This window comes from Cobetia sp. SIMBA_158 (assembly GCF_046566945.1).
Classification (GTDB): Bacteria; Pseudomonadota; Gammaproteobacteria; order Pseudomonadales; family Halomonadaceae; genus Cobetia; species Cobetia amphilecti.
This window is the reverse complement of record NZ_JAWJYL010000006.1, coordinates 162,922-189,759: the sequence shown is the minus strand read 5'-3', so window position 1 is coordinate 189,759 and position 26,838 is coordinate 162,922. Positions and strand designations below refer to the sequence as shown.

The window sequence follows — 26,838 nt, the reverse complement described above, 5'->3', positions numbered from 1 at the left end:
TGCCCGCCCGACACACTCGAGCACCCCACTTTCAAGAGGTAGCCATGCCCGATAGCCCCGTCCAGCGCCATTATCGTGCCAATGACCCCGAATGGCACTGGCTTGAAGAACGCGACACGCCAGAGGTCACCACCTTTCTCACGGCGGCCAATGCCGAGAGTGATCGCTGGTTCGCCCCGCTCGCGCCGCTGAGCGACGCCCTCTATCACGGCCATCTTGCGCGCCGCAAACTGGCCGTCTCAAGCCTGGCCGAGGCACTGGATCACTATGTCTATTGGAGCGAGACCGCGGCCGACGCCGACTATCCGGTCTGGTGGCGCCATGCGATCGGTGCCGACCCCGCCGATACCCGCCAGCACGAATGCCTGCTGGACCTGCAGAGCCTGTCGCGCCATCACGACTTCGTCGAGCTGGGCGAGATGGCCATCTCCCCGGATGAACAGCAACTGGCATGGACTCTGGACACCAGCGGCGACGAGGTGTTCAGCCTGCGTCTTGCAACACTGAACGCGGCGAATGGCGACTCACGCAACGCAGGCCACGATGACGAGTGCCTGCTGGAGGATATCGGGCCGGACCTGGTGTGGGCCGAGGACGGCCAGCACCTGCTGTTCACGCGCTATGACAGCACCCAGCGCCCCTTCGAGATCTGGTGTCTGAATGTCGCGAGCCGCGCCGAGACGCTGCTCTATCGCGAGGAAGACAGCGAATTCTGGGTCGGCATGGGCAAGACCCGCTCACGCGCCTGGCTGATTCTGGAGACCGCCTCCAAGGACACCAGCGAGACCTGGTTGCTCAAGGCCGATGCCCCGCTGGGTGAGATGCGCCTGGTGCGCGCCCGCGAGACCGGTGTCGAGTACGGCGTCGATCACCGCCCCGGCCACTTCTATGTGCTGCACAACAGGCAAGCGCCGCACTTCCAGCTCGATATCGCCTCCGAGCATGCGCCCGGCGACTGGCAGCCGCTGATCGCCACCCGCGATGAGGTGACGCTGGAAGGTGTCGAAGCCTTCAGCTGGGGGCTGATGGTCGATGAACGCGACCACCGTCAGGCCCAGGCCTGGCTGCGCGTGATCGAATTCGAGGGCACGGCGCCGACACAAACGATCTGCCGCGACGAACGCCTGGCGATGCCGGAGCAACCGCTGAGCCAGGGGCTGGGCGACTGCCCGCATTTCGACGCTCGCCGCCTGCGCATCCGCGAGGAGAGCTTCACCACGCCGCCGAGCTGGATCGAGCTGGACCTCGACACGGGAGAGCGCCGCCTGCTCAAGCGTCAGACCGTGCATGGCGATCTCGCGCCCGAGCAGCTGATCAGCCGCCGCCTGTGGGCGACCTCCGACGATGGCGAGCAGGTGCCGGTCTCGGTGGTCATGCGGCGCGACCTGTGTGATGACGCAGGCCGTCCCCACGCTCCGCTGCCGGTATTGCTCTACGGCTATGGCGCCTACGGCGAGACACTGGACCCCTGGTTCTCGATCGCCCGCCTGGAACTGCTGACGCGCGGCGTCGCCTTCGCGGTCGCCCACGTGCGTGGCGGCGGGGACCGTGGCGAGCCCTGGTATCTGGCCGGCAAGCTGGAGCACAAGGAAAACAGCTTCAACGACTTCCTCGCCGCGCGTGATGCGCTGGTCGAGCAGGGCGTCGGGGCCGCGGATCGCATTGCCGCCTACGGTGCCAGCGCCGGTGGTCTGCTGGTCGGCGCCAGCCTCAACAAGCGTCCCGAGGCCTTCTGCGCCGCGGTGCTCGATGTGCCCTTCGTCGATGTGCTGCGCACCATGGAAAACCCGGAGCTGCCGCTGACCACCGCGGAATACACCGAGTGGGGCAACCCGCACGAGAACGAGGCGCGGCGTCGCATCCGCGCCTATTCGCCGCTGGACAACCTGAGTGCCGCGTCCTATCCGCCGCTGTTCCTGCAGGGCAGCTGGCATGACACCCGCGTGCCCTACTGGGAGCCGGCCAAGCTCTATGCGCGTCTGCGCCAGATGGACTGCACGCCGCATCCTGTCCTGTTGCGCACCGACATGAGCTCCGGACACGGCGGCGCCTCGGGTCGCTTCAAGGCGTGGCGTGACAATGCGCGTCAGGACGCCTTCCTGCTGTGGGCGCTGGGCGTGTGCGAGAAAGCCGACGGCAATGAGGCCACGCGCGACGACTGAGGTGCCTGTGCTTGCGTGTCTTTCGCACAGCGCTGTGACTGTCGGATAGCACCCTGACAGCCGCATACGACAAGGCCCCCGCCGGTTACCCGGCGGGGGCCTTGATGTTTTCGTCAGTTCAAGGGAGCACTACTGACCTGACGAAGGGTGCAGCATGAATGACTCAGCGCGGATCGAGCTTGGCCAGCTTGGTGGCGATACGATCACCATAATCGGCATCCGCCTGACGGAAGTGCGCGATCATCTTGTCCTGGACCACGTGGCTGACGCCTACCATGGTGCCGGCGATGACGTCGGTGATGCGCGTCTTCTGACCTTCATCGAACAGACGATAGAGGTTGCCGGCCTGGCTGTAGTTATCCTCATCGCTGTTGTCGTGATAGCCCATCCAGGCGTTCTGCTCCAGCGGCATCGCCGGCTCGGCGACGGTAGCGTCCGGCACCGGGGCACCCTGCTCGGCACGCTCGTTGGGGTAGAAGTTGGTGCGTGAGTACTGGCCACCTTCCTTCGTTTCTCCCGGTACACCCTGACCGACCTGGCCGCCCAGCGGGCCGCCACCGTGACCGGTGACCGGGCACATGCCCGCCATCACGCCATCGCGCTGGTAGTGGTTGACCGGGCAGACCGGACGGTTGACCGGCAGCTGCTCGGCGTTGGCACCGACACGGTAGCGGTGTGCATCGGCGTAGGCCCACAGACGAGCCTGCAGCACGCGGTCCGGCGAGGCGCCGATACCCGGCACGAAGTTGGACGGCGAGAAGACGGACTGCTCGACTTCCGCGAAGTAGTTCTCCGGGTTGCGGTTGAGCTCCATCTTGCCGACTTCCATCAGCGGGAAGTCACCGTGCGGCCACACCTTGGTCAGATCGAACGGGTTGATGTGGTAGTCACGTGCCTGCGCTTCGGTCATCACCTGCAGGTTGACGGTCCAGCTCGGACGCTCACCACGCTCGAGGCGGGTGAACATGTCGTGCTGGTGGAAGTCCGGTGCGACCTGCGCCGCTTGATCGTCGGTCAGTGTCTCGTGGCCCTGGTCGGTCTTGAAGTGCCACTTGACCCAGACACGCTCGCCCTTGTCGTTCCACAGGCTCAGCGTGTGCGAGCTGTAGCCGTTCATGGTGGTCAGCGACTTCGGGATACCGCGGTCGGACATCAGGATGGTGACCTGATGCAGCGCCTGCGGATGGTTGGCCCAGAATTCCCAACGGTTCTGCCAGTCGACCATGTTGGTGCGCGGGTCTTTCTTCTGGGTGTGGATGAAGTCAGGGAACTTGGACGGCTCGCGGATGAAGAACACCGGCGTGTTGTTGCCGACCATGTCCCAGTTGCCGTCCTCGGTGTAGAACTTCAAGGAGAAGCCGCGCACGTCGCGAGTGTTGTCGCCGCTGTCCTGGCCACCGGCCACGGTGGAGAAACGCGCCAGCAACGGGGTCTGCTTGCCGACACCCTGCAGGAAGCGGGCGATGGTCAGGTCAGACAGGTCTCGGGTCAGGGTGAAGGTGCCGTAGGCGGCGACGCCACGGGCGTGGACGACACGCTCCGGAATGCGCTCACGGTTGAAGTGCGCCAGCTTCTCGAACAGACGCCAGTTGTCGAAGGTCAGTGAACCATTCGGGCCCGCTGTCTGGCTGATGTCATCGTGAGGCACCGGGGCGCCGTTACCTGTGGTATAGCGTGGAGTCTGGGACATGTAGACGTTCTCCTGTCAGGTAGAAAAAAGCGCTATCAAACTCGACTGGCAAGGCCAGATGCTGCTGATGTCACATTTTCATGCGCTGCTTGATGTGAAAGCCTGCAGCCCATTGTCGAATCGGGTCGGGGCCGATGCCTGCCCGGCATGTGCTGGCTTGTGGCCCCTTGATGCCTGCTTACCTTACGCACCTGGTGCTTCTAGCGATAATCAATTACCAGCATGCCTTCGATAATCAGCCCCTATCACTGAGCCTATCAGCCACTCTCAGCGGCGTGAACCGCAGGACGGCACTCGACCCGGTGGTATCACCAACCCTGTTTTCACCTTTCTTCGCTACCCCATCTTCACGTCCGGAAATGACCACATCATGACCATGAAAAAGCCCCCTGACCTTTGCAGGTCAGGGGGCTTGGTGAGTGACATCATACCTTGTGGGGCGTCAGCACCTCATGCCGGCATCTGGTTGGCACGCGCATCACGCGACCACACACGGTGAGCCATCAGGGCATCACGCAGCGGCAGGCTGGCGGCGAGCACATCATCCACCAGGATGACGCCCTCCTCGACCGGCACGCGAGCGGCGGCCAGCAGCTCCTTGCCTTCACAGATCGCCACGATGGGCTTCAGGTGCTTGTAGGCTTCCTGGACATAATAGAGTCCGAGGCCCGAGCCGCTCAGCGCCTCGACGCTGCCCACGCCGCCAGCGACGACGACGGCATCCACCGTCACGGACGGCAGGCCATTGAGCATCGCATCCGGCGACAGCATGGTGCCGTCTCCGGCCTTGATCGGCGCCATGCTCGGGGCGATCAACAACCCTTCGGCCCCCTCGGCGGCCAGCTGCTCCTTGATCGAGCGAACATCTTCCATGGCGACGCCATCGGCAGCCAGGATCGCGACCTTGCGGGTGGCGATGGAGTCCGGCAGACGCGCCATCAGGCTCAGTGCCGGGTCACTGTCGACCTGGCTGGTGCCCAGTTCACCGTCCGGCGCGGGCTTGCTGGTCGGTATCTCGATGCCGTGATTCTCACCGACGCGACGTGCCAGCTCCAGATCGATGTTGGGCAGGATCTCGGTGATCACCCGCTCACGGATCCACGGACGCTCGACCTTGGAAAGCTCGAAGGTGTAGGCCGCGATGATGTGCTCCTTCTCCACGTCAGTCTGGCTGTTCCAGAACAGGGTGGCCTGGGAATAGTGATCCCCGAAGGAGGCGCTGCGCGCACGTACCTTGTGCGCCTCGATGCGCTCATGATACGGCTCGAAACCGCCATGGGCGTCCTGGGACGGCGGTGTCTCGGCCGGCCAGCCACCATCGATGGAGTTCGGCTCGTAGGACGCCTGCCCCGTGTTGATGGTCTGACGATGCTGGGCATCGCGCTGGTTGTTGTGGAATGGGCACACCGGCTGGTTGATGGGAATCTCGTGGAAGTTCGGCCCACCCAGACGCAGCATCTGGGTATCCAGATAGGAGAACAGACGCCCCTGCAGCAGCGGGTCATTGGAGAAGTCGATCCCCGGCACGATGTTGGCCGGATTGAAGGCGACCTGCTCGGTCTCGGCGAAGTAGTTGTCCGGATTGCGGTCCAGCACCATCTTGCCGATCGGCACCACCGGCACCAGCGATTCGGGGATCAGCTTGGTCGGATCGAGGATATCGAAGTCGAAGCTGTGCTCGTCCTTCTCCTCGACCACCTGGATGCCCAGCTCCCACTCCAGCGGCGCCCCGCTCTTGATGTCATCCCACATCATGCGACGGTTGAAGTCCGGGTCACGCCCCCACAGCTTCTGGGCTTCATCCCAGATCAGCGAGCAGGTACCAGCCACCGGCTTCCAGTGGAACTTGACGAAGCGCGACACGCCTTCACGGTCGATCAGACGGAAGGTATGCACACCGAAGCCTTCCATGTTGCGGTAATGACGCGGGAAGGCGCGGTCCGACATGGTCCACAGCACGGTGTGAGTGGTTTCCGGCATCAGTGACACGAAGTCCCAGAAGGTATCGTGGGCTGACTGGCCTTGGGGAATCTCGTTGTGCGGCTCCGGCTTCACGGCGTGCACGAAGTCAGGAAACTTCATCGCGTCCTGGATGAAGAACACCGGGATGTCATTGCCGACCAGGTCCCAGTTGCCGTCATCGGTGTAGAACTTGGTCGCGAAGCCACGCACGTCACGTACCGTGTCGTTGGAGCCACGCGAGCCCTGCACGGTCGAGAAGCGCACGAACACCGGCGTCTTCTTGGATGGGTCGCTGAACACGCCGGCCTTGGAATACCTGGCGGCATTGTCGTAGGCCTGAAAATACCCGTGCGCGGCCGCGCCACGCGCGTGAACGATACGCTCAGGAATACGTTCATTGTCGAAGTGGTTCATCTTCTCGCGGAAGATGAAATCTTCCATCAGGGTCGGACCGCGTTCCCCCGCCTTCAGCGAGTTGTGGTTGTCCGCGATGCGCAGTCCCTGGTTGGTGCGCAGGTCATGCCCTTCGGCGTCGGCGCGATAGGTCTCCAGCGCCTCGTCCTTGGCATGGCCATCACCGGCATTGGGCTTGGTGTCGTGCGGCCCATTGCGGTTGGGATGGGTATAGGGGTTCTCTCCCTCTGCCGAGCGATTCTGGCCCTCGTGATAGGGGCACTTCGCGCTGTCGGCATTCGACTGGGAAGAGGGTGCTGAATCGTGCTCATTGCTCGCCATGCTCAAACGCTCCTGTTTTCGCTAGATCCGCAACGCGCCACTAGTGTGGCGCTGAAGGATGATTCGGCCTTGCCGCCTCTTGCCGGCGTACTTCTTGTCCAAGTACTTCTTCTCAAAGCACTTGTCGTGAAAGTGCTTGTTGTCAAAGCACTTCTCGAACAAGGCACCTCTCGGCGCCGTGACAGATCACCGGGCAGTCAGGTGCCCCGGGTGACAAGAGGCGTTGCTGCAGCGGGTGTCTACATCGAATCCATCCAGACACCCGCAAGGGACTTCACTTGCTGTTGACGATTGCACTTGCTGCTAGCGCTTGCTGACAACCGCCTGACGGGGCTCGACACCGCGCCGTCAGGCCTTGGACTTGACCTTCGAGACGATCCACAGCAACACCACCGCCCCCACGACCGAGACGACCAGCGAGCCGATGATGCCGGTGGAGGCCAGCCCCAGCAGCTTGAAGATGACGCTGCCCAACAGGCCGCCGACGACACCGACGACGATGTTGCCAAGAATGCCGAAGCTGCCGCCGCGCATGATGTTGCCTGCGATCCAGCCGGCCAGACCACCGATGATCAACCCAAGAATGATACCCATCTGCTGTCTCCTTCCTTGCTGATGTACAGGCGCTTGGCGCCGCTGTACAAGTCTTGGAGACGACGTCACACAATTAAAAGGGGGCGATCTTTCATTTGTCAGAATGAGGAGCCGGGCTGGCTCAGGAAGGCGATCTCTTCCGGCGTGGGCTCGCGACCGAGAATCGCATTGCGATGCGGGTAGCGGCCGAATCTACGCACGATGTCCGCATGCAGATGCTCATAGCGCAGGGTGTGCTCGAGACCGGGGCGTGCGAACAATTGTTCGGCGTGTTCATGGATGCGCAACGATTCGCTGTGCATCCACGGCATGATCGCGAAGGGCTGCCAGGCCAGCGGAAGGCGGTCCAGGTCGCCCAGCGCGACGGCCTGCTGGGAGAGCGCAAGTGCCAGGTTGTCGCCACGGAAGGCGCGCGGAGTATCGCGATGGATATTGCGCGCGAACTGGTCCAGCAGCAGGATTTCCGCCAGCCGCCCACCGACGCTCGCCCGCCACTCCCACAGCTCACAGGCGAGCGCCTGCTCGAGCCGCGCGGCGAATCGCTCACGCAGCTGACCATCGAGGGCATCGCTCTTGCGAAACCAGTCCTTGGGCGTCAGCTGAGTGAACCAGTAATCGAGCACCTGCCGTGCGTGGGGATGGCTGTCCGCGATCAGCGTGGCGGCGTCAGGTTGCGGGGATTCCGAGGGGCTTGAGGGGGGCATGGAGGGGGGCATCGAAGGTGTCCTTGGGTGGAGTCGGGAAGGAAGCCGCGCGACAGGCCTGGCTGAGCGCACCACCTTGCACTGCGAGTGCCGGGCCTGAGCGGCGCGGGGCGATCATGGTTCTGACACCGGATCTTCATCTTGAGCGTGGAAAGTAGCCTCTCCCATCAGCGCTGTCAGCCTTTGCGGCATGTCCCGCGCTGGCTGGTGCCCTGATGTCACTTATGTTGCCACTCTCTATCCCAACCTGACGCCAGACCGTTACAAGGAAGCCCGTCATGTCCCGCCGTCTGTCTGATCTGCTGCCTTTGCGCTCCTCTCGCAAGTCCCACGTCACTCACGTTTCCCCCACCTCCCACACCTCCCCCGTCTCGCCAGGCGATGCGCCAGCCGGCAATGGTGCTGCACCAGTCACCTCCGCAGGCGCCCCGTCACGGATGGACCGCCGCCAGCTGCTGGGGCGCGGCCTGCAAGGTGCCGGGGTCGGGCTGCTGGCGACCACGGGCCTGCTCGGCGCTCCCGCGATCGTGATGGCCGAAGGACGGCGCCCACGCATGCCCTCCGGCGTGATGAGCGGCGACGTGACCGCCAGCCGCGCCATGCTGTGGAGCCAGAGCGACAAGCCGGCACGCATGCTGATCGAACTGGCCGACAATCCCGAGATGCGCGGCGCCTTCCAAATGCGTGGCCCGGTGGCCCTCCCGGCGGACGGCCTGACCAGCAAGCTCGACCTGACCCGCATCGGCACTCGCGCCAACGCCAGCGGCGAGGTCTTCTACCGGGTGCGCTACGCGGCGCTGGATGACCACCGCGCCATCAGCGAGGCCACCACCGGTCGCCTGGTATTGCCGCCGAGCGTGCAGGCACCGCGTGCGCTGCGTTTCGTGTGGTCCGGTGACACCGTCGGCCAAGGCTGGGGCATCAACCCGGACTTCGGTGGCCTGCGCCTCTACGAGACCATGCGTCAGGTCAAGCCGGACTTCTTCCTGCACTCCGGCGATACCATCTACGCCGATGGCCCGCTCGAGGAGAGCGTCACCCAGCACGACGGCAGCCTGTGGCGCAATATCGTCACGCCCGCCAAGTCCAAAGTGGCAGAAACGCTGGACGAGTATCGTGGCCAGTACGCCTACAACCTGATGGACGAGAACCTGCGTCGCTTCAATGCCGAAGTGCCGATGTTCGCCCAGTGGGACGACCACGAGACCACCAATAACTGGTACCCGGGCGAGATTCTCGAGGATGATCGCTACACCGAAAAGAATCTCGACGTGCTGTCCGCCAATGCGCGTCGCGCCTTCCTCGAGAACATGCCACTGCGCACCGGCCCAGCCGCACCGGAGCGCATCCACCGCAATTTCAGCTTCGGGCCGGGGCTCGAGATGTTCATGCTCGACATGCGCAGCTTCCGCGGCGCAAATTCCGCCAACCGCCAGACGGGGCGTGGGCCACAGACCGACTTCCTGGGTCGCGATCAGCTGGCATGGCTCAAGCAGTCGCTCAAGGCCAGCACGGCCACCTGGAAGGTCATCGCCTCCGACATGCCTATCGGGCTGCTGGTGCGTGACGGCGACAACTTCGAGAACGGCGCCAACGGCGATGGCGAGGCACTGGGGCGCGAGCAGGAGATTGCCGAACTGCTCAAGTTCGTGCGCGATCACGACATCCAGAATCTGGTCTGGCTGACCGCCGATGTGCATTACACCGCTGCACATCACTACTCGCCCGAGCGCGCCGTCTTCAAGGACTTCACGCCGTTCTGGGAATTCGTCAGCGGCCCGATCCACGCCGGCACCTTCGGTCCCGGTGAGCTGGACAACACCTTCGGGCCGAGACTCGAATTCGTGAAGGCGCCGCCTGAGGGGCGGGCCAACATGTCGCCCAGCGAGGGCTTCCAGTTCTTCGGCCAGGTGGATCTCGACCCCGAGAGCGAAGCGCTGACCGTGACGCTGAAGGACATCCACGGCGCCTCGCTCTACCAGCAGGTGCTGACCCCCGCCGCCGCCAGCGCCTGACAGCGGTGCCTGTTTCTGGCACTCGCTTCTGATGTCGGCATGCGGCACTCGCTGCTGACTATCGGCTTCTGACACCGACTTCCGATACCAGCTTCTGACAACGACAACGCCCCGCCTCCTGCTGTCGATCGACACGCAAGAGGCGGGGCGTTCTGCTCATGGCGACAGGTCGACAGCCGCTGGCGGGCTATGTCTGCACGAATCAGACAATTGCAGAAAAATGTCAGACAAATTGTCAATGGTGAGGGTCGGGCATTTCTTTGACACTGATCGGCACGCTAGATGTCGGTCGCTGACAGCGTGTCTCGTGGTACCGCGCGCCAACGGTGAGGCATGTTCTGCAGACGACGGGCAGCTGAGCAAGCAGGCCTCCGAGCCCTGTTGTTCAACAAGGATAATGCCATGAACGCCCTCACCCTGAGCTCCTTCGTGTTCTTCACGGGGCTGGTCGCCGTGATCACCTGGTGGCTGACCCGTCGTGACGACCATCAACATTCCACCGGCTATTTTCTCGCCGGACGCAGTCTGACCTTCCCGATCATCGCAGGCTCCCTGCTGATGACCAATCTGTCCACCGAGCAGATGGTGGGCCTCAACGGCGCCGCCTTCACCGACGGCCTCTCCGTGATGGCCTGGGAAGTGGTGGCCGTGGTCTCGCTGGTCGCGATGGCCATGTTCTTCCTGCCACGCTTCCTCAAGAGCGGCATCACCACCCTGCCGGAACTGCTGGCACTGCGCTTCGATCGCACCACCCAGCTGCTGGCCAACCTGATCTTCATGCTGGCCTACGCCATCATTCTGCTGCCCAGCATTCTCTACTCCGGCGCCCTCGGCCTGATGGGTGTGCTCGACCTGCGCGCCCTGACCGGCATCGACTCGCAGATGGTGCTGCTGACCGGCACCGTGATCGCCGTCGGCATCGCCGGTGCCATCTATGCCCTCTTCGGTGGCCTGCGCTCCATCGCAATCTCCGACACCCTGAACGGCATCGGCCTGCTGATCGGCGGCATGATCATCGTCTACTACGGGCTGGACCGTGTCGGTGACGGCAATGGCATTCTCGCCGGCTGGGAGACGCTCAAGGAGACCCACCCGGAGAAGCTCAATTCGCTGGGCGGGGATGACCAGTCAGTGCCGGTCTCGACCCTGTTCACCGGGGTGCTGCTGCTCAACATGTTCTACTGGTGTACCAACCAGCAGATCATCCAGCGCACCTTCGCCGCCAAGACTCTCGCCGAGGGCCAGAAGGGCGTGCTGCTGACCGGCGCCCTCAAGCTGCTGGGCCCGCTGTATCTGGTGCTGCCGGGCATCATCGCCTTCCAGCTCTACGCCGGTGACGGCATCAAGGCCGACGCCGCCTATGGCCGGCTTGTCTTCGATGTGCTGCCCGCGCCGCTGACCGGCTTCTTCGCCGCGGCGATGGTCGGCGCGATCCTGTCGTCCTTCAACTCGGCGCTCAACTCCACCGCCACCCTGTTCAGCCTCGATGTCTACAAGGCACGCCTCAAGCCGCAGGCCAGCGATGAAGAGGTGGTCAAGGCCTCCAAGTGGGCCGGCTGGATCATGGCCGCCGCCGCGATGGCCATCGCGCCGCTGCTGGCGACCCAGGAAAGCCTGTTCGTCTACGTGCAGAAGGTGAACTCCATCTACTACATCCCGCTGCTGGCGGTGATCGTGGTGGGACTGACGTCCAAGCGTGTGCCGGCCATCGCCGCCAATCTGGCGCTGGTGCTCGGCTGCGCAGTCATCGGCCTGTTCTACTTCGTGCCGACGCTTTCCGAGCTGGTCGATCGGGTGCACAACTTCCACTTCATCGCCATCGTGCTGGTGCTGTTGATCGCCATGATGCTGGTGATCGGCAAGCTGTCACCCCGCGCCGAACCCTGGATCCAGCAGGACGTCGGTGCCATCGACATGACGCCCTGGGCCGGCACGCGTATCGCCAGCATCATTCTGCTGGTACTGGTGATGGCGATCTATCTGGCTTTCGCCGGCTGATCGCCCCACTCGCACAGCGCGACTGCACGCCACTTGTCATCGACATGAGCGTATGACATGAGCACGCCAGCGCCCCGTCATCTTCACCGATGGCGGGGCGCTGGCGTCTCTGATTGGGCATCAAAGATGACCCGCAATACGCGGTAAAAGCCGTGACATGCGTCTTTTTACGACACTGCGATCAAGGCCTGATACCAGAGACTGAGAAGCAATGACCGCCTGTTCATTCTCAACGCTCAGTCGACGCCAGCTGCGCCTCAAAACCAACGTATGTTCTACAAATGGCGGATAGCGAGAAATCGGGAGATACCTACACTATCGCCAGTCTTGCCATGAATGTTACCGGTGAGTCTCTTCACGGACGATGACACAGCTTGCTGTGTGCATTGCATCGCCACGGCTGGATCGGCGTCGAATCGCCACCCGGGTCACCTGCCCGCCGCCTCATGATTCGCCGCCGCACGCCTAAAGGAATCCTCCCCCATGCATGCCCTGACACTTGTTTCTTTCGTGTTCTTTACCGGCCTGGTCGCTGCCTTGACCTGGTGGTGGACACACCGCGATGACACCTCGCATTCCACCGGTTATTTCCTCGCCGGACGCAGCCTGACCTTCCCGCTGATCGCGGGTTCCCTGTTGATGACCAACCTGTCCACCGAGCAGATGGTCGGCCTGAATGGCGCCGCCTTCACCGATGGCCTGTCGGTGATGGCCTGGGAAGTCATGGCGGTACTGGCCATGGTGGTGATGGCGATGTTCTTCCTGCCACGCTTCCTCAAGAGTGGCATCACCACCCTGCCTGAGCTGCTGGCCCTGCGCTATGGCCGCAGCACCGAGCTGATCACCAACCTGATCTTCCTGTTCGCCTACGCGGTGATCCTGCTGCCGATCATCCTCTACTCCGGTGCCATCGGCTTGCAGGGCATGCTGGATCTGCCCTCGCTGACCGGCATCAGCTCGCCCAATGCACTGCTGTGGATGACCATCTGGGTGGTCGGCATCATCGGCGCCATCTATGCCCTGTTCGGCGGCATGCGCTCCATCGCCATCTCCGACACCTTGAACGGTGTGGGCCTGTTGATCGGCGGCATGCTGATCGTCTATTTCGGCCTCGATGCCGTCAGTGATGGCCAGGGCGTGATGGCCGGCTGGGACACGCTGACCGCCGCCAATCCGGAGAAATTCAACTCCATGGGCGGTGAAGACCAGTCGGTGCCCTTCTCGACCCTGTTCACCGGCGTGATGATCATCAACTTCTTCTACTGGTGTACCAACCAGCAGATCATCCAGCGCACCTTCGCCGCCAAGACCCTCGCCGAGGGCCAGAAAGGCGTGCTGCTGACCGGTGCCCTCAAGCTGCTGGGCCCGCTGTATCTGGTGATTCCCGGCATCATCGCCTATCACCTCTATGCCTCTTCCGGCGTCAAGGCCGACAGCGCCTACGGCCAGCTGGTATTCGATGTGCTGCCCGCACCGCTGACCGGCTTCTTCGCCGCCGCGATGGTCGGCGCGATCCTGTCGTCCTTCAACTCGGCGCTGAACGCCACCACCACGCTGTTCTCCACCGGTATCTACAAGGCGCATCTGCGTCGTGATGCCAGCGACGAGGAAGTGGTCAAGGTCTCCAAGGGCTTCGGCTGGGTGCTGGCGATCGCCTCCATGACCCTCGCGCCGCTGCTGGCCGGTCAGGAAAGTCTGTTCGGCTACCTGCAGAAGATGAATGCCATCTACTTCATCCCGATCTTCGCCGTGGTGCTGATGGGGCTGCTGACGCGTCGCGTGCCGACCATCGCCGCCAACCTGGCACTGCTGATCGGTTGCAGCGTGATCGGGGTGGTCTACTTCGTGCCGGCCTTCTCCGGCGTGCTCGACGTGATCCACGAGTTCCACTTCGTCGGTCTGGTGTTCGTGCTGCTGATCGCGATGATGCTGATCATCGGCAAGCTGGCGCCGCGTGACGAGCCGTGGATCCAGCAGGATGTCGGCGCCATCGACATGACGCCCTGGAAAGGCGCCAAGGTCTGCGCGCTGCTGCTGGTCGTGCTGGTGATCGCCATCTATCTGGCCTTCATCTGACGCCTGAAAGTCGCCTTTTTGGAACGACAAATCGTCATCAATTGAGCATCACGCCCCGCGTTGCCCTCTCGGACACGCGGGGCGTGTGCATTTCAGGCATGCTGGACTGCATGTTCCCTGAAGAGGTCGCCCATGCCCTGCTTACCCCATCGACAGTTAAAGGGGCTGTTCTTTTCCGCGCTGAGGGGGCCTTTCTCCTCTTCGCTGAGGGCGCCTTTCTTTTCCTCGCTCAGGGCGCTCAAGGCGCTGGGCATCGCCCTGCTGCTGCCCAGTCTGGTCGTCGTCAGCCCGAGCCAGGCCGCCGAGCGCTGGCAGCGGGCCGATGTGCTGACGGACAGCTTCATGGAAGTGGCGCTCAAGCGTGAATACCACCTCGGCAGCAGCGCCTCGCTGGTGCGCTGGCAGGCGCCCATCAAGGTGCGGGTCGATTCACAGCTGGGCAATTCGCGCATGCAGCGCCAGATGAGCGAGGTCCAGTTTCGTCATCTGGCCGCCATCACCGGGCAGCCGCTGAGTTTCGTGTCCTCCGCCGGAAAGGCCAACCTGCGCATCGCCTTCATCGCCCGGGACCACATGACGCGCGAGGCCGCCGCCTACGTCGGCAAGCAGCAGGCCGCCACCCCGGGCATGCGCAAGGCATTGCGTGAAGGCGTGTGCCTGACGCTGTTCAAGACCGGGCCGGATCACGCCATCACCAGTGGCCTGATCCTGATTCCCGCGGACTATGCCCGCCAGAAGGCGCGTCTGGTAGACTGCGTCGTCGAGGAGAGCGCCCAGTTGATGGGGCTACCCAATGATTCGGATAAAGTTTTCCCCTCCATCTTCAGTGACGTCACGGTGGATACCTGGCTGAGTCCGCTGGATTACGTACTGCTCAAGATGCTGTATGCCCCGGAACTTTCCCCCGGCATGTCAGCCGCGCAAGTCCGCGCTGCGCTGCCTGCGGTCATCAAGCGTCTTGCCGAGCAGGGCGAGCTGTCACACGCCATCCGCCGCGTGCGCCAGGGCAGCCTGCGGGAATGGGCGGGAGACTAGGCTCACCGAGAGCGCAATCCTGAGCATGGAGTTGGAACGCCTGAGCGGAGCACAGGCATAATCAGGTCAGGCGCGCCGGGCGCCGACATCCGACGGAGCTGCGCCTTCATGCCACTATCTTCTCCCGCTGCCGACCGGGCACGCCTGCCCTTGGCCGTCACGCTGCTGTCGCTGTGTCAGGCCTTGCTGGTCAGCGGCAACATCCTGCTGATCGCGGTCTCACCGCTGATCGGTGCCCAGCTGGCCTCGAGCAGCTGGTCGACCGCGCCGGTCGCCACCCAGTGGCTGGGCCTGATGTGCGCCACCATTCCCGCCTCGTTGATCACCGCCCGTCTCGGGCGGCGACGTGGCTTCGTGCTCGGCAATCTGTGCGGGCTGGCTGGTGCGGGGCTGGCCGTGCTGGCGCTGCATCTGCAGCATTTCGGGCTGTTCCTGCTTGCCACCTGGCTGGTGGGCATCGGCATCGGCTTCGGTCAGCTGTATCGCTTCGCCGCGATGGAGGCCGCCCCGGAGGAACAGCGCGAACGCGCCATCGGGCTGGTGATGGGCGGTGGCGTGCTGGCGGCCTTCTTCGGGCCCTGGCTTGCACGCACCAGTCATGCACTGGCCGACACCCCCTTCCTGGGCAGCTTCATCGGGCTGGGGGCGCTCTATCTGCTGGCGCTGTTGCTGCTGGCCTTCATCCGCCTGCCCCGTGACGGCAACGCCCAGTCAGCCGACGATGATGCAGTGGCGCCTGCACGCCCATTGGGCGTGATCCTGCGTCAACCGACCTTCCTGCTGGCCGTGCTCAGCGCGATGGTCGGCTATGGGGTGATGAATCTGGCGATGACGGCCACACCGCTGGCCATGGCCCATGCCGGGCACGGCTTCGATCACGTCGCCACCACCATTCAATGGCATGTGGTCGCCATGTTCCTGCCGTCCTTCTTCACCGGGCGGCTGGTCGCCCGCTTCGGGGCGGGCACCATGATCGTGACCGGCTGCGGCTTTCTGCTGGCAAGTCTTGCCACCGCGCAGCTGCTGGCCGCCGACTACCTGACGGGAACCCAGGGGTTCTTCCTCGGTCTCATCCTGCTCGGCATCGGCTGGAACTTCACCTTCCTGCCCGCCACCACGCTGCTGACCCACTGCCATCGCCCCAACGAGAAGGCCCGCACCCAGGCCGCCAACGAGTTCCTCGTCTTCACCACCGGGGCGGTGACGGCGCTGCTGGCCGGCCCCCTGGTCAGTACGCTGGGCTGGGCGCTGCTCAACCTGCTGCTGATCCCCGCCTGCCTGCTGCCCATCGCCCTGCTGGTGTGGCGTCAGCTTGCCTTGCGCGCCGATCGCCCGCAGATAGAGGGATGATGGCGAGCCGTGCGGTGCACGCTGACAAGTGCCGGCCATCACCCAGCTCATCATCAGCTGCCAGGACGCCATCACGTCGCGCCGCCGCCTCGCCCCCACTGACAGGGAATGCCTGATGTTCAACACCATGACCCGCAACGCCCGCCAGCTTGCCCGCGATGTGGGCCGCGAAGCACATGACCTGCTGGAGCGCGGTCTCGACCGCCAGCTGCGGCTCGCCGTCACGGGCCTGTCCGGTGCCGGCAAGACCGCCTTTCTCGTCTCGCTGATCGAGCAGCTGCGCCATGCCGGGCTCGGTGCGCGTCTGGAACTGCTGCCCGCCGCACGCGATGGTCGCCTGCTCGGCGCGGAACGCGTCAGCCAGCCGGACCTCTCCATCCCGCGCTTCCCGCTGGAAGCCGGCTTGCGCTCGCTGTCCGGCCAGCATTCGCCGCATGGCCCCGAATGGCCGACGCCGACCCGCAGCATCAGCGAGCTGCGCCTCAAGATCGGCTTTCGCCCCACCTCGCGCGCAGCGCGCATGCTCGACAGCCAGCGCGCCACCCTGACGCTGGACCTGATCGACTACCCCGGCGAATGGCTGCTGGACCTGCCGATGCTGGAGCAGGACTTCAGCGGCTGGAGCAGCGAGTGCGAGACCCAGCTGGCCGACGGGCGTGGCGACTGGGCGCATGACTGGATGGAAGCCATCGAGGGCCTGACACCGGACAGCGAGGTGGATGAAGACCGCCTCGCCGAGATCGCGAGCCTCTATACCGACTATCTGCACGCCGCGCGCCGCAAGGGTGGCTTCGTCGACCTGACACCGGGCCGTTTCCTGCTGCCCGGCGAGCTGGACGAGGCGCCGGTGCTGCAGTTCTTCCCACTGCCGGGGCTCGGTGACTGGACACCCGACGCGCTGGCCGCCCTGCCGGAAGCCAGCTTGTATCGCACCCTCGCACGCCGCTTCGATCACTATCGCCGCCGCGTGGTGCGCCCCTTCTATCACGACCACTTCCGGCGCTTTGACCGCCAGATCGTACTGATCGACGTGCTGGGTGCGCTGAATGCCGGCCCGGCGCCCTTCCGCGACCTGAGCCGTGCGCTGGACAAGCTGTTCGACAGCTTCGCCTATGGCCGCCGCCACCTGCTGGCGCGCCTGATGGATCGCCGCATCGACCGCCTGGCCATCGCCGCCACCAAGGCCGACCACGTCACGCCAGAGCAGCATGGCGCGATGCGCGACCTGCTCGAGCAGCTGCTGGCGGACCCACTCAAGCGCCTGCGCTATCGCGATGTGCCGCTCAAGGCCTTCACCATCGCCGCCATCCGCGCCAGCGAGGCGCGCGAGGTAGTCGAGAATGGTCAGCGTCATCCGGCGCTGGCGGGACAGCTGCTCGCTGAGCACGAGGGAGCGGGCGACTCGGACACGCAAGGCGCAGGCCGCGAGTCCGTGCTGCTGTTCCCGGGCGAGGTGCCCTCACGGCTGCCCGACCCGAATTTCTGGGCCGAAAGTCGCTTCGACTTCCCCCACTTCGCGCCGCCGAAGATCGATGGCAATGCGCCACCTCACATTCGCATGGACGCCGTGCTCGACTGGCTGCTGGGAGACCACCTGAAATGACCACCGAATCCCGCCATCCGCGCCCGGGCAAACGCTTCACGAGCTCCGATTCGGCGCAGGCCGATGCCGCCTCTACCACTTATGCCGAGCGCCCCACCGAGAGCGCGTCAGAGAGCGCGGCAGAGGCCCTGCGCGGCGCGCGTCACTTCTCGCCGGAGATGGAAAGCCAGCCCCTGGCCGCGGCCGAGCCGGAACCCGCCACGCCGGGACTCGATGCGACGCTAAGCGCCCGGCCACGTCATCGCGGCCTAAAATGGCTGCTGCTCGGCACCCTGACACTCGGGGGTGTCGAGGCCGGTCATGCGCTCTATCAGGCGGCCATGGGCGGCGACCTGATCGCCGGTGCCTGGGGCCTGCTGGGCCTTGGCGCCATCGGACTCGGCGCCCGCGCGCTGGGCAAGGAGCTCTTCAGGCTGCGTCACCTGCGCAAGCACGTCGCGCTGCGCGCCGAGCTGGAAGAACATCAGCAGGATGACTTTGGCCAGGAGAGCTTTGGTCAAAGGGGTTTTGGCCAGAAAAGCTTTGGCCAGCGCGGTGATGCGCTGCCCACGCCTGACGAGGACTCGGGCAAGGCAGGCGGCAAAGCCGGCAGCCAGCAGGAAGACCTGCTCGAACAGCTGCGTCGCCAGATGAAGCTCGGCGATGATGATGCCGGCGTGCGCGCCTGGCGCGCCGCCTGTGAAGCGCATCACTCCCCGTCGGAGCGCCGCGAGCTGTTCGCCTTCCACGTGCTGGGGCCGCGGGACCGTGAGGCGCGGCGTCTGATCTCGCGCATGAGTGGCGAGACGGCGGTGATGGTGGCGGTCTCGCCGCTGACCTGGGTCGACATGAGTCTGGTGGCCTGGCGCGGGCTGCGCATGATGGAGCGCCTGTCGCGCCTCTACGGGCTGGAGCTGGGCTATGCCAGCCGCCTGCGGCTGTTCAAGGAGGTGCTGGCCTCGATGGCCTTCGCCGGTGCCAGCGAACTGGCCGCCGAGGCCAGCATGGACCTGTTGTCGATGAATCTGGCCGGCCGCCTCTCCACCAAGGCCGGTCAGGGGCTGGGCAGTGGCCTGATGAACGCACGTCTCGGCCTGCGAGCCATGCGCCTGCTGCGCCCCATCCCCTTCCATGCCGAGGAGGTGCCGCGCATCGGTGAGCTGCGCGCGGAGCTGTTCTCGCGCATGCGCAAGGCCGACAAGGGCGAGGACGACGCAGCCTGAGCAGGCCGCGACCTCCCCTGCCACTGCCTTGAAAACAAGACGCGCGCCTCTGATTGCTGGCCATTCGGCCTTCAGGGCGCGCGTCTTTCGTGAGTCATCTCACCTTCGATGGTTTTAGTCTTCGATGGTTTCAGCCTTCGCTGGCGATGCCGGCCTCCAGCCATTTCATCACGCGCAGCGCCTCATGGGGCGAGGTCGGATTGCCGCCCTGGCCACGAATGCAGTCGCGCAGCCCCGCATACCAAGCCGGATAGTCACCATCGCGGCCCTGATGAGTGCCGCCCACCAACACCTGCTCGCCTTCGGCGCCGTCCGGGTCGGCCTCCAGCACGGTCAGCATTCCGGGACGCGCATCCCGCCCCCACTGGCGCGCCTGGCGCTCCTGCGGGTCACGCGAGGGCCAGTCACCAGCCTTGAGGCAATCTTCCTGAGGGTCGAGCCCGAACACCACATAGCTGCCACGGGTACCGTGCGCGGCGAAGCGTGCCGTCGGCGCCGCCGTCAGTGCACTGGCGTGCAGCTCCACCACCAGACCGGGGTGCCCTGGATGGTGGGCGTAATCGAGCACGGCGTGGAAGAAATCATCGGTCACCGCGCCTTCGCGCTGGGCGCGACGCGTGAGCTGGATGGCGTTCGGTTCGCCGAACAGGCACAGCGCCTGATCCAGCAGGTGCGGGCCGAGGTCATACCACAGGCCGCTGCCGGGCAGTGCCTGCTCACGCCAGCGGTTCGGCACCGTCGGACGGAAGCGGTCGAAGTGGGATTCCAGATGCGCGATGCGCCCCAGCGTGCCGTCGTTGATCAATTCCGCCAGCGTCAGGAAGTCGGCATCGAAGCGCCGATTGTGAAATACCGCCAGCACCCGTCCGGCCTGCTCGGCCTGGCGGGTCAGGGCCTCGCCTTCTTCAAGCGTCACCGTGAAGGGCTTGTCGACGACCACATGCTTGCCCGCCGCCAGCGCCGCAGAGGCCAGCGGGGCGTGGGTCTCGTTGGGCGTCGCGATGATGATCAGATCGATGTCGTCGCGCGCAAGCAAGGCCTCAGGGGTGGCCTCCACCTCCAGCTGTGGACGCTCGGCCCTGACGACCTCGGGCCGCGAGGTGGACAGCGCCACCAACGCCAGCCCGTCCGTGGCCTCGATCAAGGGCGCGTGGAAGGTGCGCACCGCCATGCCATAACCGATCAGCCCGACCCGGATAGCACTCTCGGAGGGGAAGGCGGCGCCGTGCCATGCGGCGGTGTCGCTGTGATCATCAGTGTCGGGGTGGGCTATGCGGCTCATCGGGCATCCTTGTCGTTGGCGCAATCTTGAGGGAGTCGTGCCTGGCAGCGCCATCCTAGCAAGGCTCCCGTGCCACAGACAGAGATGACAGCCGCCTTTAATGCTTGTCCATCGCAGACTTCATCCCGCGAGCGAGTCGCCGCGTAATGTCCGCGATTGAACGGTCCCCTTGAAGTCACGTGGCTCAGCCCGCAGACCTTGCTGTACCAGGAGAGGCGTGGCAGTGAGTAGCAATATCACTCGCCAGCCGCCTCGCCATTTGATTCGCGAAGGAGCAGACAGCATGCGCAAGACGCTCATCATCGGTGCCAACGGCAAGATCGGTCGTCAACTCTGCGAGAAGGCTCAGGCCGCCGGCGAACCCGTCGTGGCGATGATCCGCTCGACCGAGCAGCAGAGCTGGTTCCATGAACGCAGCATCCCGACGGTTCTGGGCGATCTGGAAGGCGAGATGCGCCAGGCCTTCTATGGCTGCGATCAGGCGGTGTTCGTCGCGGGCTCCGGCCCGAATACCGGCCCGGACAAGACACTGACCATCGACCTGCATGGTGCGATGCGCACCGCGGAGCTGGCTGCCGAATTCGGGCTGTCGCGCGTGATCCAGGTCAGCTCGATCCGCTCCGAGACACCGCTGGCCGGTCCGGCGGCGATGCGCCCCTACTTCGCGGCCAAGAAGGCCGCTGACCTGTGTCTCGCCGAGAGTGGCCTGCGTCATGTCATCGTCAAGCCTGGCCGCCTCACCAACGAGGGCGGCAGCGGCAAGCTGACCCAGAATGCTGATGACTCCGACGAGATGCAGGTCTCGCGCGCCAATGTCGCCGAGTTCCTGCTTGGCTTGATCAAGGCCCGCGAGATCGGTGGCCGTCATCGCAAGGCGCCCATCTTCACCCTGTTCGACGGTGATACGCCGGTTTCGGGTCTGCTGAACGCCACGACGACCGCCGACTGAGTGCGCGCCTGAGCCTGTGGCAAAGTGCACAGGCAGGCCGCTTTCGCCAGGCTCGCCCACGCTTGACCTGCCACTCATCCACGCCTGCGCGCAGCCCGCGCGGGCGTTGGGCAATCTGGTAGCTTTCCCCCCATGCTCCATGTCCGTATAGTGAGCCACTGACCCCGCCAACAGAACTTCCGAAATGCTGCAGAACAATTCGCTGCTGGCGCAGCTGAAAGATCAAATCCGCCAGGAAATTCCCCGTGTCACGGGGGTGATCAAAGGCACCGACAAGGGCTTCGGCTTCCTCGAATGCGAGGACGGCGAGTCTTACTTCGTGCCGCCACCCGCCATGAAGCAGGTACTGCACGGCGATACCGTCGAAGCGACCGTCAAGGTGGAAGGTGAGAAGAAGTCCGTACAGCCGGAAGTGCTGATTGAGACGGGTGTCGATCGCTTCGTCGCTCGTGTCGGCAAGCGTGATGGCCGCCTGAACGTGATGCCGGATCACCCCTCCATCAACACGCGCATGAAAGCGCGCGTGAAGCGTGGCATCAATGAGGAAGCCCTCAATGATGGCGACTGGGTCGTGGCACGTCTGCTGCGTCACCCGATGCGCAAGGACGACCGCAGCTTCTTTGCCCAGATCGAGGAAGTCATCGCCACCGTGGACAACCCGCGTGTGCCGTGGCGCGTCACCCTGGCGCGTCACGCGCTGGAACAGGCCTCTCCGGAGGGCGGCACTGACTGGCCGCTGCTCGAGGAAGGCCTGACTCGCGAAGACATGACCCACGTGCCCTTCTTCACCATCGATGGTGAGAAGACCCGTGACATGGATGACGCCCTGCACATCGTCGAGCGCCCGGAAGGCGGCTGGACCCTGAGCATCGCCATCGCGGACCCGACCGCCTACGTGCCGGAAGGCAGCCGTGTCGACGAAGAGGCGCGCACGCGCTCCTTCACCGTCTACCTGCCGAGCCAGAACGTCACCATGCTGCCGGAAATCCTGGCCGACGACCTGTGCTCGCTGAAGGAAGGTGAAGACCGTCCGACGCTGATGTGCATCGTCGACATCGATACCGATGGCGTGATCGGCGAGCCGAAGTTCTTCGCGGCCACCATGCGCTCCCACCACCGCCTGACCTACGACAACGTCTCCGACTGGATCGAAGGCCAGCAAGGCAGCTGGAAGCCGGAAACCGAAGAGCTGGCCGAAGGTCTGCGTCAGCTGGAAGCCTTCACCCAGGCGCGTATCGCCTGGCGTGCACGCAATTCCCAGGTCTTCCGCGAGCGTCCGGACTTCGAGTTCGAGCTGGATGAGGAAGGCAATGTGCTCAACGTACGTGCCGACCACCGCCGCATCAGCAATCGCATGATCGAAGAATCCATGATCACCGCGAACCTGAGCTGCGCACGTCTGCTCTCCAAGCACATCGGTCACGGTATCTTCAACGTGCACCAGGGCTTCGCACCGGAGAAGTACGACGACACCATCGAGTTCCTGGCTGGTCAGAACATCACCGCCACGCCGGAACAGCTGGGCAGCCTGGAAGGCTACCGCCTGATCCGTCAGGAGCTGGACAGCCGCGAAGACACCTGGCTGGACGTGCGCATGCGTCGCTTCCAGGGTTACACCGTGATGTCCGCTCAGCCGGGACCGCACTTCGGCCTGGGGCTGGAAGCCTACGCGACCTGGACCTCGCCGATCCGCAAGTACGGCGACATGGTTAACCACCGCTTGATCAAGCGCGTGATTCTCGGCCAGGACGTGCCGGCGGAAGCCACCGAGCAGCTGACCGAGCACCTCAGCGAACGTCGTCGTCTCAACCGCATGGCCGAGCGCGATGTGAAGGACTGGCTCTACGTGCGCTACCTGACCAAGGCCGCCGAAGAACAGCAGGTCTTCACTGGCGAGATCATCGACATCCGTCGTGGCGGCATGCGTGTGCGTCTGGAAGAGAATGGCGCCAGCGTCTTCATTCCGGCACCGCTGATCCACAGCGATCGCAAGAAGGTCGCGATCGATGACAAGGAAGGCCGCGTGCGCATCGAAGACGAGCTGCGTTACTCACTGGGCGACATCATCAAGGTCTCCTTGACCGAAGCCCGTGAAGAGCGTCGTTCACTGGTAGGTCGTCCGGCCGAATAAGCCGCGACCCACCACTGCCGTATGTAACTGCCTTGTCATCACGGGCAATTGCCACGGCCATCTACGCCCCGGAGCGCTCTGCGCCCGGGGCGTTTTCGTTCTTGTGCATTACGTATACGCATCGTGTGCCAAGCGTGAAAAATTGTAATTTTGTGAAACAGAAGCTCACGCTATACTCCTCACATCGACACACGACATCTGCTTTCACTGCTGCAGCGTTACTGGATTGACCCAAGCGCGAATGACTGAAGCCTGTCCCTGATGAAGTTCGTCCATGCGAGGACCCGGAAATGAAAACTCATCGCTCCACTGCAGCGACTTCACTGCGTCACCTGGCCGAGCATGCCGCCATCGTTCGTCACCCGGCCATGAGCTACGCCCGTGTCGACGCCGGAGCAGACAGCAGCTCAGGCAGAAGCTCGGAAGGCAGCTCCACCTCTCCGGAGCGCCAGCGTGAGATTCAACGTGAAGCGATGGAACATGTCGCGATGCTGCTGGAACGTGATCGTCGCCGCACCCGCAACCGTCTGCTGCTGGCCGCCGGCCTGCTGCTGAGCCTTGTACTGCTCGCCAGCCAGCGCCCAGCCGAGCCGGAAGCCGCCTTCTCGCAGGAGCTTGGCCAGGCCATGCCCAGCGCCCTGCACCTGTCCCAGCACGGACTGGCGTGAAGACGCCCGATCTCCCTCCATCAGGACAGATAACGATGCCAGGACCCCATGCAACACCAGGCACGGATGCCAGACATGACTGAGTCGATCCACTGCTAGACCCTGCAATGCCCGCTCCGGCGACCCTCCCCCCTGTCGCCCCCTGTATTCCTGTAGTGCACGCACTTGCCCTGTCCGGTGGCTCCGGACAGGGTCTTTTTTTGCCTGTCGTATGGCTTCTCTTGCGCAGCACTGACCAGAGGCTAGCTGCCGCACTCCCTGCTGGACCATCGCCAGCATGGCGTGGCTTCTCTCCTCCCCTGGCAGTAAACCTGATGCCAGGAGCCTGATGCCAGGGGCGTGATGCCAGGAGCTTGATGACAAATGTCCGAGACCGGGAGCGCATCGCACCAACATTGTTCCCTGTTGTCACACAGACCAGTCATCTCCTGATGTAACGTCATTGCCAGCCGCAGTGTGGAACATCGCGTGGCGAGGCGTCTCGTCACGCGCGACACCGCATGTCATGCCTCGTGCCCTTGGTTTCACGTCGGGTTCCCCCCATGACTTGACCAGAGGCTCGTTCGTCATTGCCACTGGCTTGCTGGAATCTGCGTGCTCGATTTCGTTTTCCTCGAACATCCTGAAGCACCCTTAAGCACGACAAGGCAGCCATGGCGGGCAGTGACGTCGGGATTCATCTTCATCGCGCACGACCGGTAAAGCGGTCTTGAGGAGTCCGTGTGCATATCGCTGACATGACCATGTTCCATGCCCCCTCCAGTGGCGGGGTCAGAACCTACCTGGAAGCCAAGCGACGACGTCTGCGGACGCGGCCCGATGTTCGTCACAGCCTGCTGGTCCCCGGCGAGACCACCAGTGTCAGTGATGACCTCTACAGCGTGCCGGCACCGCCCATTCCCTTCGGCAACGGCTATCGCTTCCCCCTGCGCCGAGGCGGCTGGGTCAGCACGCTGCTGGCACTGCAGCCGGATGTCATCGAGGCCGGCGACCCCTACGTCACGGCGTGGGCGGCACTCGATGCCGGTCGCAAGCTCGATGTCCCGGTGCTGGGCTTCTATCACTCGGACCTGCCGCGCCTGATCACCAATCGCCTGGGCGAGTGGTCAGGGGCCAACGTCGATCGCTACGTCAAACGCCTCTATCGCCACTTCGATCGCGTGCTGGCCCCCAGCCAGGTGATGGCCGACCGGCTCGACCGGCTCGGCGTCGACAATGTCCATATCCAGCCACTCGGTGTCGATCTTTCCACCTTCCACCCTGACTGCCGCGATGAGAGCCTGCGCCGCGAGCTTGGCCTGGAAGACCACGTGCGCCTGCTGGCCTTCGCCGGCCGCGGCTCACGCGAGAAGAATCTGGATGAGCTGCTGGAGGCCGCTCGCCTGCTCGGCCCTGACTACCATCTGCTGTTGATCGGCTCGGGCATGCCGCGGCATCTGCCCGACAATGTCAGCGTGACCGGGCATTTCTGCAGCAGCACCGAAGTGGCGCGTCTGGTGGCCTCGGTCGATGTGCTGCTGCATGCCGGCACCCAGGAAACCTTCGGTCTGGTGGTACTGGAAGCCATGGCCTGCGGCACGCCGGTGGTGGCGGCACGCGCCGGCGCGCTGGCCGAGAATGTGCCACTGGGCTGCGGTCAGCTGTGCAACCCGCACTCGCCGCATGCCATGGCGCGTGCCGTGCAGGAAGTCTTCGCCAATGACCCCGCCGCACTGGGTCGCCAGGCGCGGCGGCATGTCGAGAAGCACCATGCCTGGGACCGTGTCGTGGATGGCTTGCTCGGGCATTATCACGCGGTCACCGGGACTCGCATGCAACCGGTACTCGAGGAGGTGACCCATGGCTGAGTCGCCGGCTGCCAAGCAGCACTTTCTGCTGGTCCTGCATGATGTCGCGCCCGAGACCTGGACCGACTACCGGGACTTCGTCGCCGAGGTGGATGCCCTCTGCCAGGCACGCCTGAACCACCCCTGCCCGATCACCTGGCTGGTGGTGCCTGACTTCCATCATCGCAGCGCCCTGGAAGACGCTCCGGAATTCATCACCCTGCTGGACTCTCGCCGCCAACAGGGGGACGAGCTTGCCCTGCATGGCTTCCATCACTGCGATGACGCGCCAGCCCCCCGCACCCCGCGTGATTACCTGATGCGCCGCGTGCTGACCTGGGAGGGCGAGTTCTACCCCCTCGATGAGGCCGAAGCCAGACGACGCCTGCTGGAAGGCGCCGCACTCTTCAAGCGTCTCGGCTGGCCACTGGACGGCTTCGTGGCCCCTGCCTGGCTGATGAGTGACGGCACTCGCAAGGCGCTGAAGTCCCTCGACTTCCGCTACACCAGCGACCCCCAGCATCTCTATCGACTACCTGACTTCACGGTCATCGATGCGCCCGGACTCGTGTGGAGCGCACGCTCAGCGCCACGCCGCCTGATGTCGCAGTGGGTGACGCAGCGCAAGCTGAGCCGCGAGCAACAGGCGCCGGTGTTGCGTCTGGGCCTGCATCCGGTCGACATGCGTCATGCACGCTCATGCCAGTATTGGCTGACGCTGGTCGAGCGCCTGCTCGATGAAGGGCGCCAGCCGATGACCAAGATCGGCTGGCTGACGCAGCAGGGGCTGCTAACCCCCGCCACGTCTGACACGACGCAACTGAACTCGCACCAGGCGGCTCACAGTGCTGCCTGA

General features: G+C 64.4%; 18 protein-coding genes. 13 read left to right on the top strand and 5 right to left on the bottom strand.

Features of this window, described 5'->3' with window-relative positions; translation table 11 throughout:
• Nucleotides 1–44: 44 nt before the first annotated feature.
• Nucleotides 45–2,162 carry a S9 family peptidase gene (locus tag R2R70_RS11560; protein WP_410978047.1) on the top strand — a complete coding sequence of 706 codons (2,118 nt, stop codon included), beginning with the start codon at nucleotides 45–47 and terminating at the stop codon, nucleotides 2,160–2,162.
• A gap of 163 nt (nucleotides 2,163–2,325) precedes the next feature.
• Here R2R70_RS11560 and R2R70_RS11555 read toward each other — a convergent pair whose 3' ends face one another.
• The 4 genes from R2R70_RS11555 to R2R70_RS11540 all read right to left on the bottom strand — a co-directional run bounded on the left by R2R70_RS11555 (nucleotide 2,326) and on the right by R2R70_RS11540 (nucleotide 7,859).
• A complete protein-coding gene (locus R2R70_RS11555) occupies nucleotides 2,326–3,852 on the bottom strand; it encodes a catalase (protein ID WP_043333987.1) in 1,527 nt (508 codons plus the stop codon).
• Between the two features lie 450 nt (nucleotides 3,853–4,302).
• The gene (katE, locus tag R2R70_RS11550; RefSeq protein ID WP_410978046.1) at nucleotides 4,303–6,549 is read right to left on the bottom strand and encodes a catalase HPII; all 2,247 of its coding nucleotides are present in this window, start codon (nucleotides 6,547–6,549) and stop codon (nucleotides 4,303–4,305) included.
• Between the two features lie 348 nt (nucleotides 6,550–6,897).
• On the bottom strand, nucleotides 6,898–7,143 hold the full coding sequence (locus tag R2R70_RS11545) for a GlsB/YeaQ/YmgE family stress response membrane protein (protein WP_043333988.1): 246 nt from the start codon (nucleotides 7,141–7,143) through the stop codon (nucleotides 6,898–6,900).
• 98 nt (nucleotides 7,144–7,241) lie between these two features.
• Nucleotides 7,242–7,859 carry a DUF924 family protein gene (locus R2R70_RS11540; RefSeq protein WP_410978045.1) on the bottom strand — a complete coding sequence of 206 codons (618 nt, stop codon included), beginning with the start codon at nucleotides 7,857–7,859 and terminating at the stop codon, nucleotides 7,242–7,244.
• A gap of 266 nt (nucleotides 7,860–8,125) precedes the next feature.
• Between R2R70_RS11540 and R2R70_RS11535 the strand changes: the two genes are divergently transcribed.
• The 7 genes from R2R70_RS11535 to R2R70_RS11505 all read left to right on the top strand — a co-directional run bounded on the left by R2R70_RS11535 (nucleotide 8,126) and on the right by R2R70_RS11505 (nucleotide 19,126).
• Entirely contained in the window at nucleotides 8,126–9,862 is a 1,737-nt protein-coding gene (locus tag R2R70_RS11535) for an alkaline phosphatase D family protein (protein ID WP_410978044.1), read from the top strand.
• Between the two features lie 402 nt (nucleotides 9,863–10,264).
• Nucleotides 10,265–11,860, top strand: coding sequence for a solute:sodium symporter family transporter (locus R2R70_RS11530; protein WP_410978043.1), 1,596 nt, complete (start codon nucleotides 10,265–10,267; stop codon nucleotides 11,858–11,860).
• 483 nt (nucleotides 11,861–12,343) lie between these two features.
• Nucleotides 12,344–13,936 carry a solute:sodium symporter family transporter gene (locus R2R70_RS11525; protein WP_054555381.1) on the top strand — a complete coding sequence of 531 codons (1,593 nt, stop codon included), beginning with the start codon at nucleotides 12,344–12,346 and terminating at the stop codon, nucleotides 13,934–13,936.
• A 132-nt stretch (nucleotides 13,937–14,068) separates the two neighbouring features.
• Nucleotides 14,069–14,971 carry a DUF2927 domain-containing protein gene (locus tag R2R70_RS11520; RefSeq protein ID WP_410978042.1) on the top strand — a complete coding sequence of 301 codons (903 nt, stop codon included), beginning with the start codon at nucleotides 14,069–14,071 and terminating at the stop codon, nucleotides 14,969–14,971.
• A gap of 144 nt (nucleotides 14,972–15,115) precedes the next feature.
• Complete coding sequence (locus R2R70_RS11515) at nucleotides 15,116–16,321, top strand: MFS transporter (RefSeq protein ID WP_410978065.1); 1,206 nt, start codon at nucleotides 15,116–15,118, stop codon at nucleotides 16,319–16,321.
• A 115-nt stretch (nucleotides 16,322–16,436) separates the two neighbouring features.
• Nucleotides 16,437–17,924 (top strand): YcjX family protein, encoded by a 1,488-nt coding sequence (locus R2R70_RS11510; protein WP_410978041.1) that lies wholly within the window; start codon nucleotides 16,437–16,439, stop codon nucleotides 17,922–17,924.
• The gene (locus tag R2R70_RS11505) at nucleotides 17,921–19,126 is read left to right on the top strand and encodes a TIGR01620 family protein (protein WP_410978040.1); all 1,206 of its coding nucleotides are present in this window, start codon (nucleotides 17,921–17,923) and stop codon (nucleotides 19,124–19,126) included. Before R2R70_RS11510 ends, R2R70_RS11505 begins: the two co-directional genes overlap by 4 nt.
• Nucleotides 19,127–19,256: 130 nt before the next feature.
• On the opposite strand, the gene R2R70_RS11500 is transcribed toward R2R70_RS11505, so the two are convergent.
• Entirely contained in the window at nucleotides 19,257–20,408 is a 1,152-nt protein-coding gene (locus tag R2R70_RS11500) for an oxidoreductase (protein ID WP_410978039.1), read from the bottom strand.
• Nucleotides 20,409–20,691: 283 nt separating this feature from the next.
• Between R2R70_RS11500 and R2R70_RS11495 the strand changes: the two genes are divergently transcribed.
• The 5 genes from R2R70_RS11495 (at nucleotide 20,692) to R2R70_RS11475 (ending at nucleotide 26,838) form a co-directional block, all read left to right on the top strand.
• Nucleotides 20,692–21,357, top strand: a complete 666-nt coding sequence (locus tag R2R70_RS11495) for an NAD(P)-binding oxidoreductase (protein ID WP_107335508.1) — start codon at nucleotides 20,692–20,694, stop codon at nucleotides 21,355–21,357.
• A 184-nt stretch (nucleotides 21,358–21,541) separates the two neighbouring features.
• Nucleotides 21,542–23,488, top strand: a complete 1,947-nt coding sequence (locus R2R70_RS11490; protein ID WP_131431296.1) for an exoribonuclease II — start codon at nucleotides 21,542–21,544, stop codon at nucleotides 23,486–23,488.
• A gap of 290 nt (nucleotides 23,489–23,778) precedes the next feature.
• Complete coding sequence (locus R2R70_RS11485) at nucleotides 23,779–24,156, top strand: hypothetical protein (RefSeq protein ID WP_043333995.1); 378 nt, start codon at nucleotides 23,779–23,781, stop codon at nucleotides 24,154–24,156.
• A gap of 722 nt (nucleotides 24,157–24,878) precedes the next feature.
• Nucleotides 24,879–26,003: a glycosyltransferase family 4 protein gene (locus R2R70_RS11480; protein ID WP_043333996.1), complete on the top strand. Its 1,125-nt coding sequence runs from the start codon at nucleotides 24,879–24,881 to the stop codon at nucleotides 26,001–26,003.
• Complete coding sequence (locus R2R70_RS11475; RefSeq protein WP_410978038.1) at nucleotides 25,996–26,838, top strand: DUF2334 domain-containing protein; 843 nt, start codon at nucleotides 25,996–25,998, stop codon at nucleotides 26,836–26,838. The genes R2R70_RS11480 and R2R70_RS11475 overlap by 8 nt, the downstream gene beginning before the upstream one ends.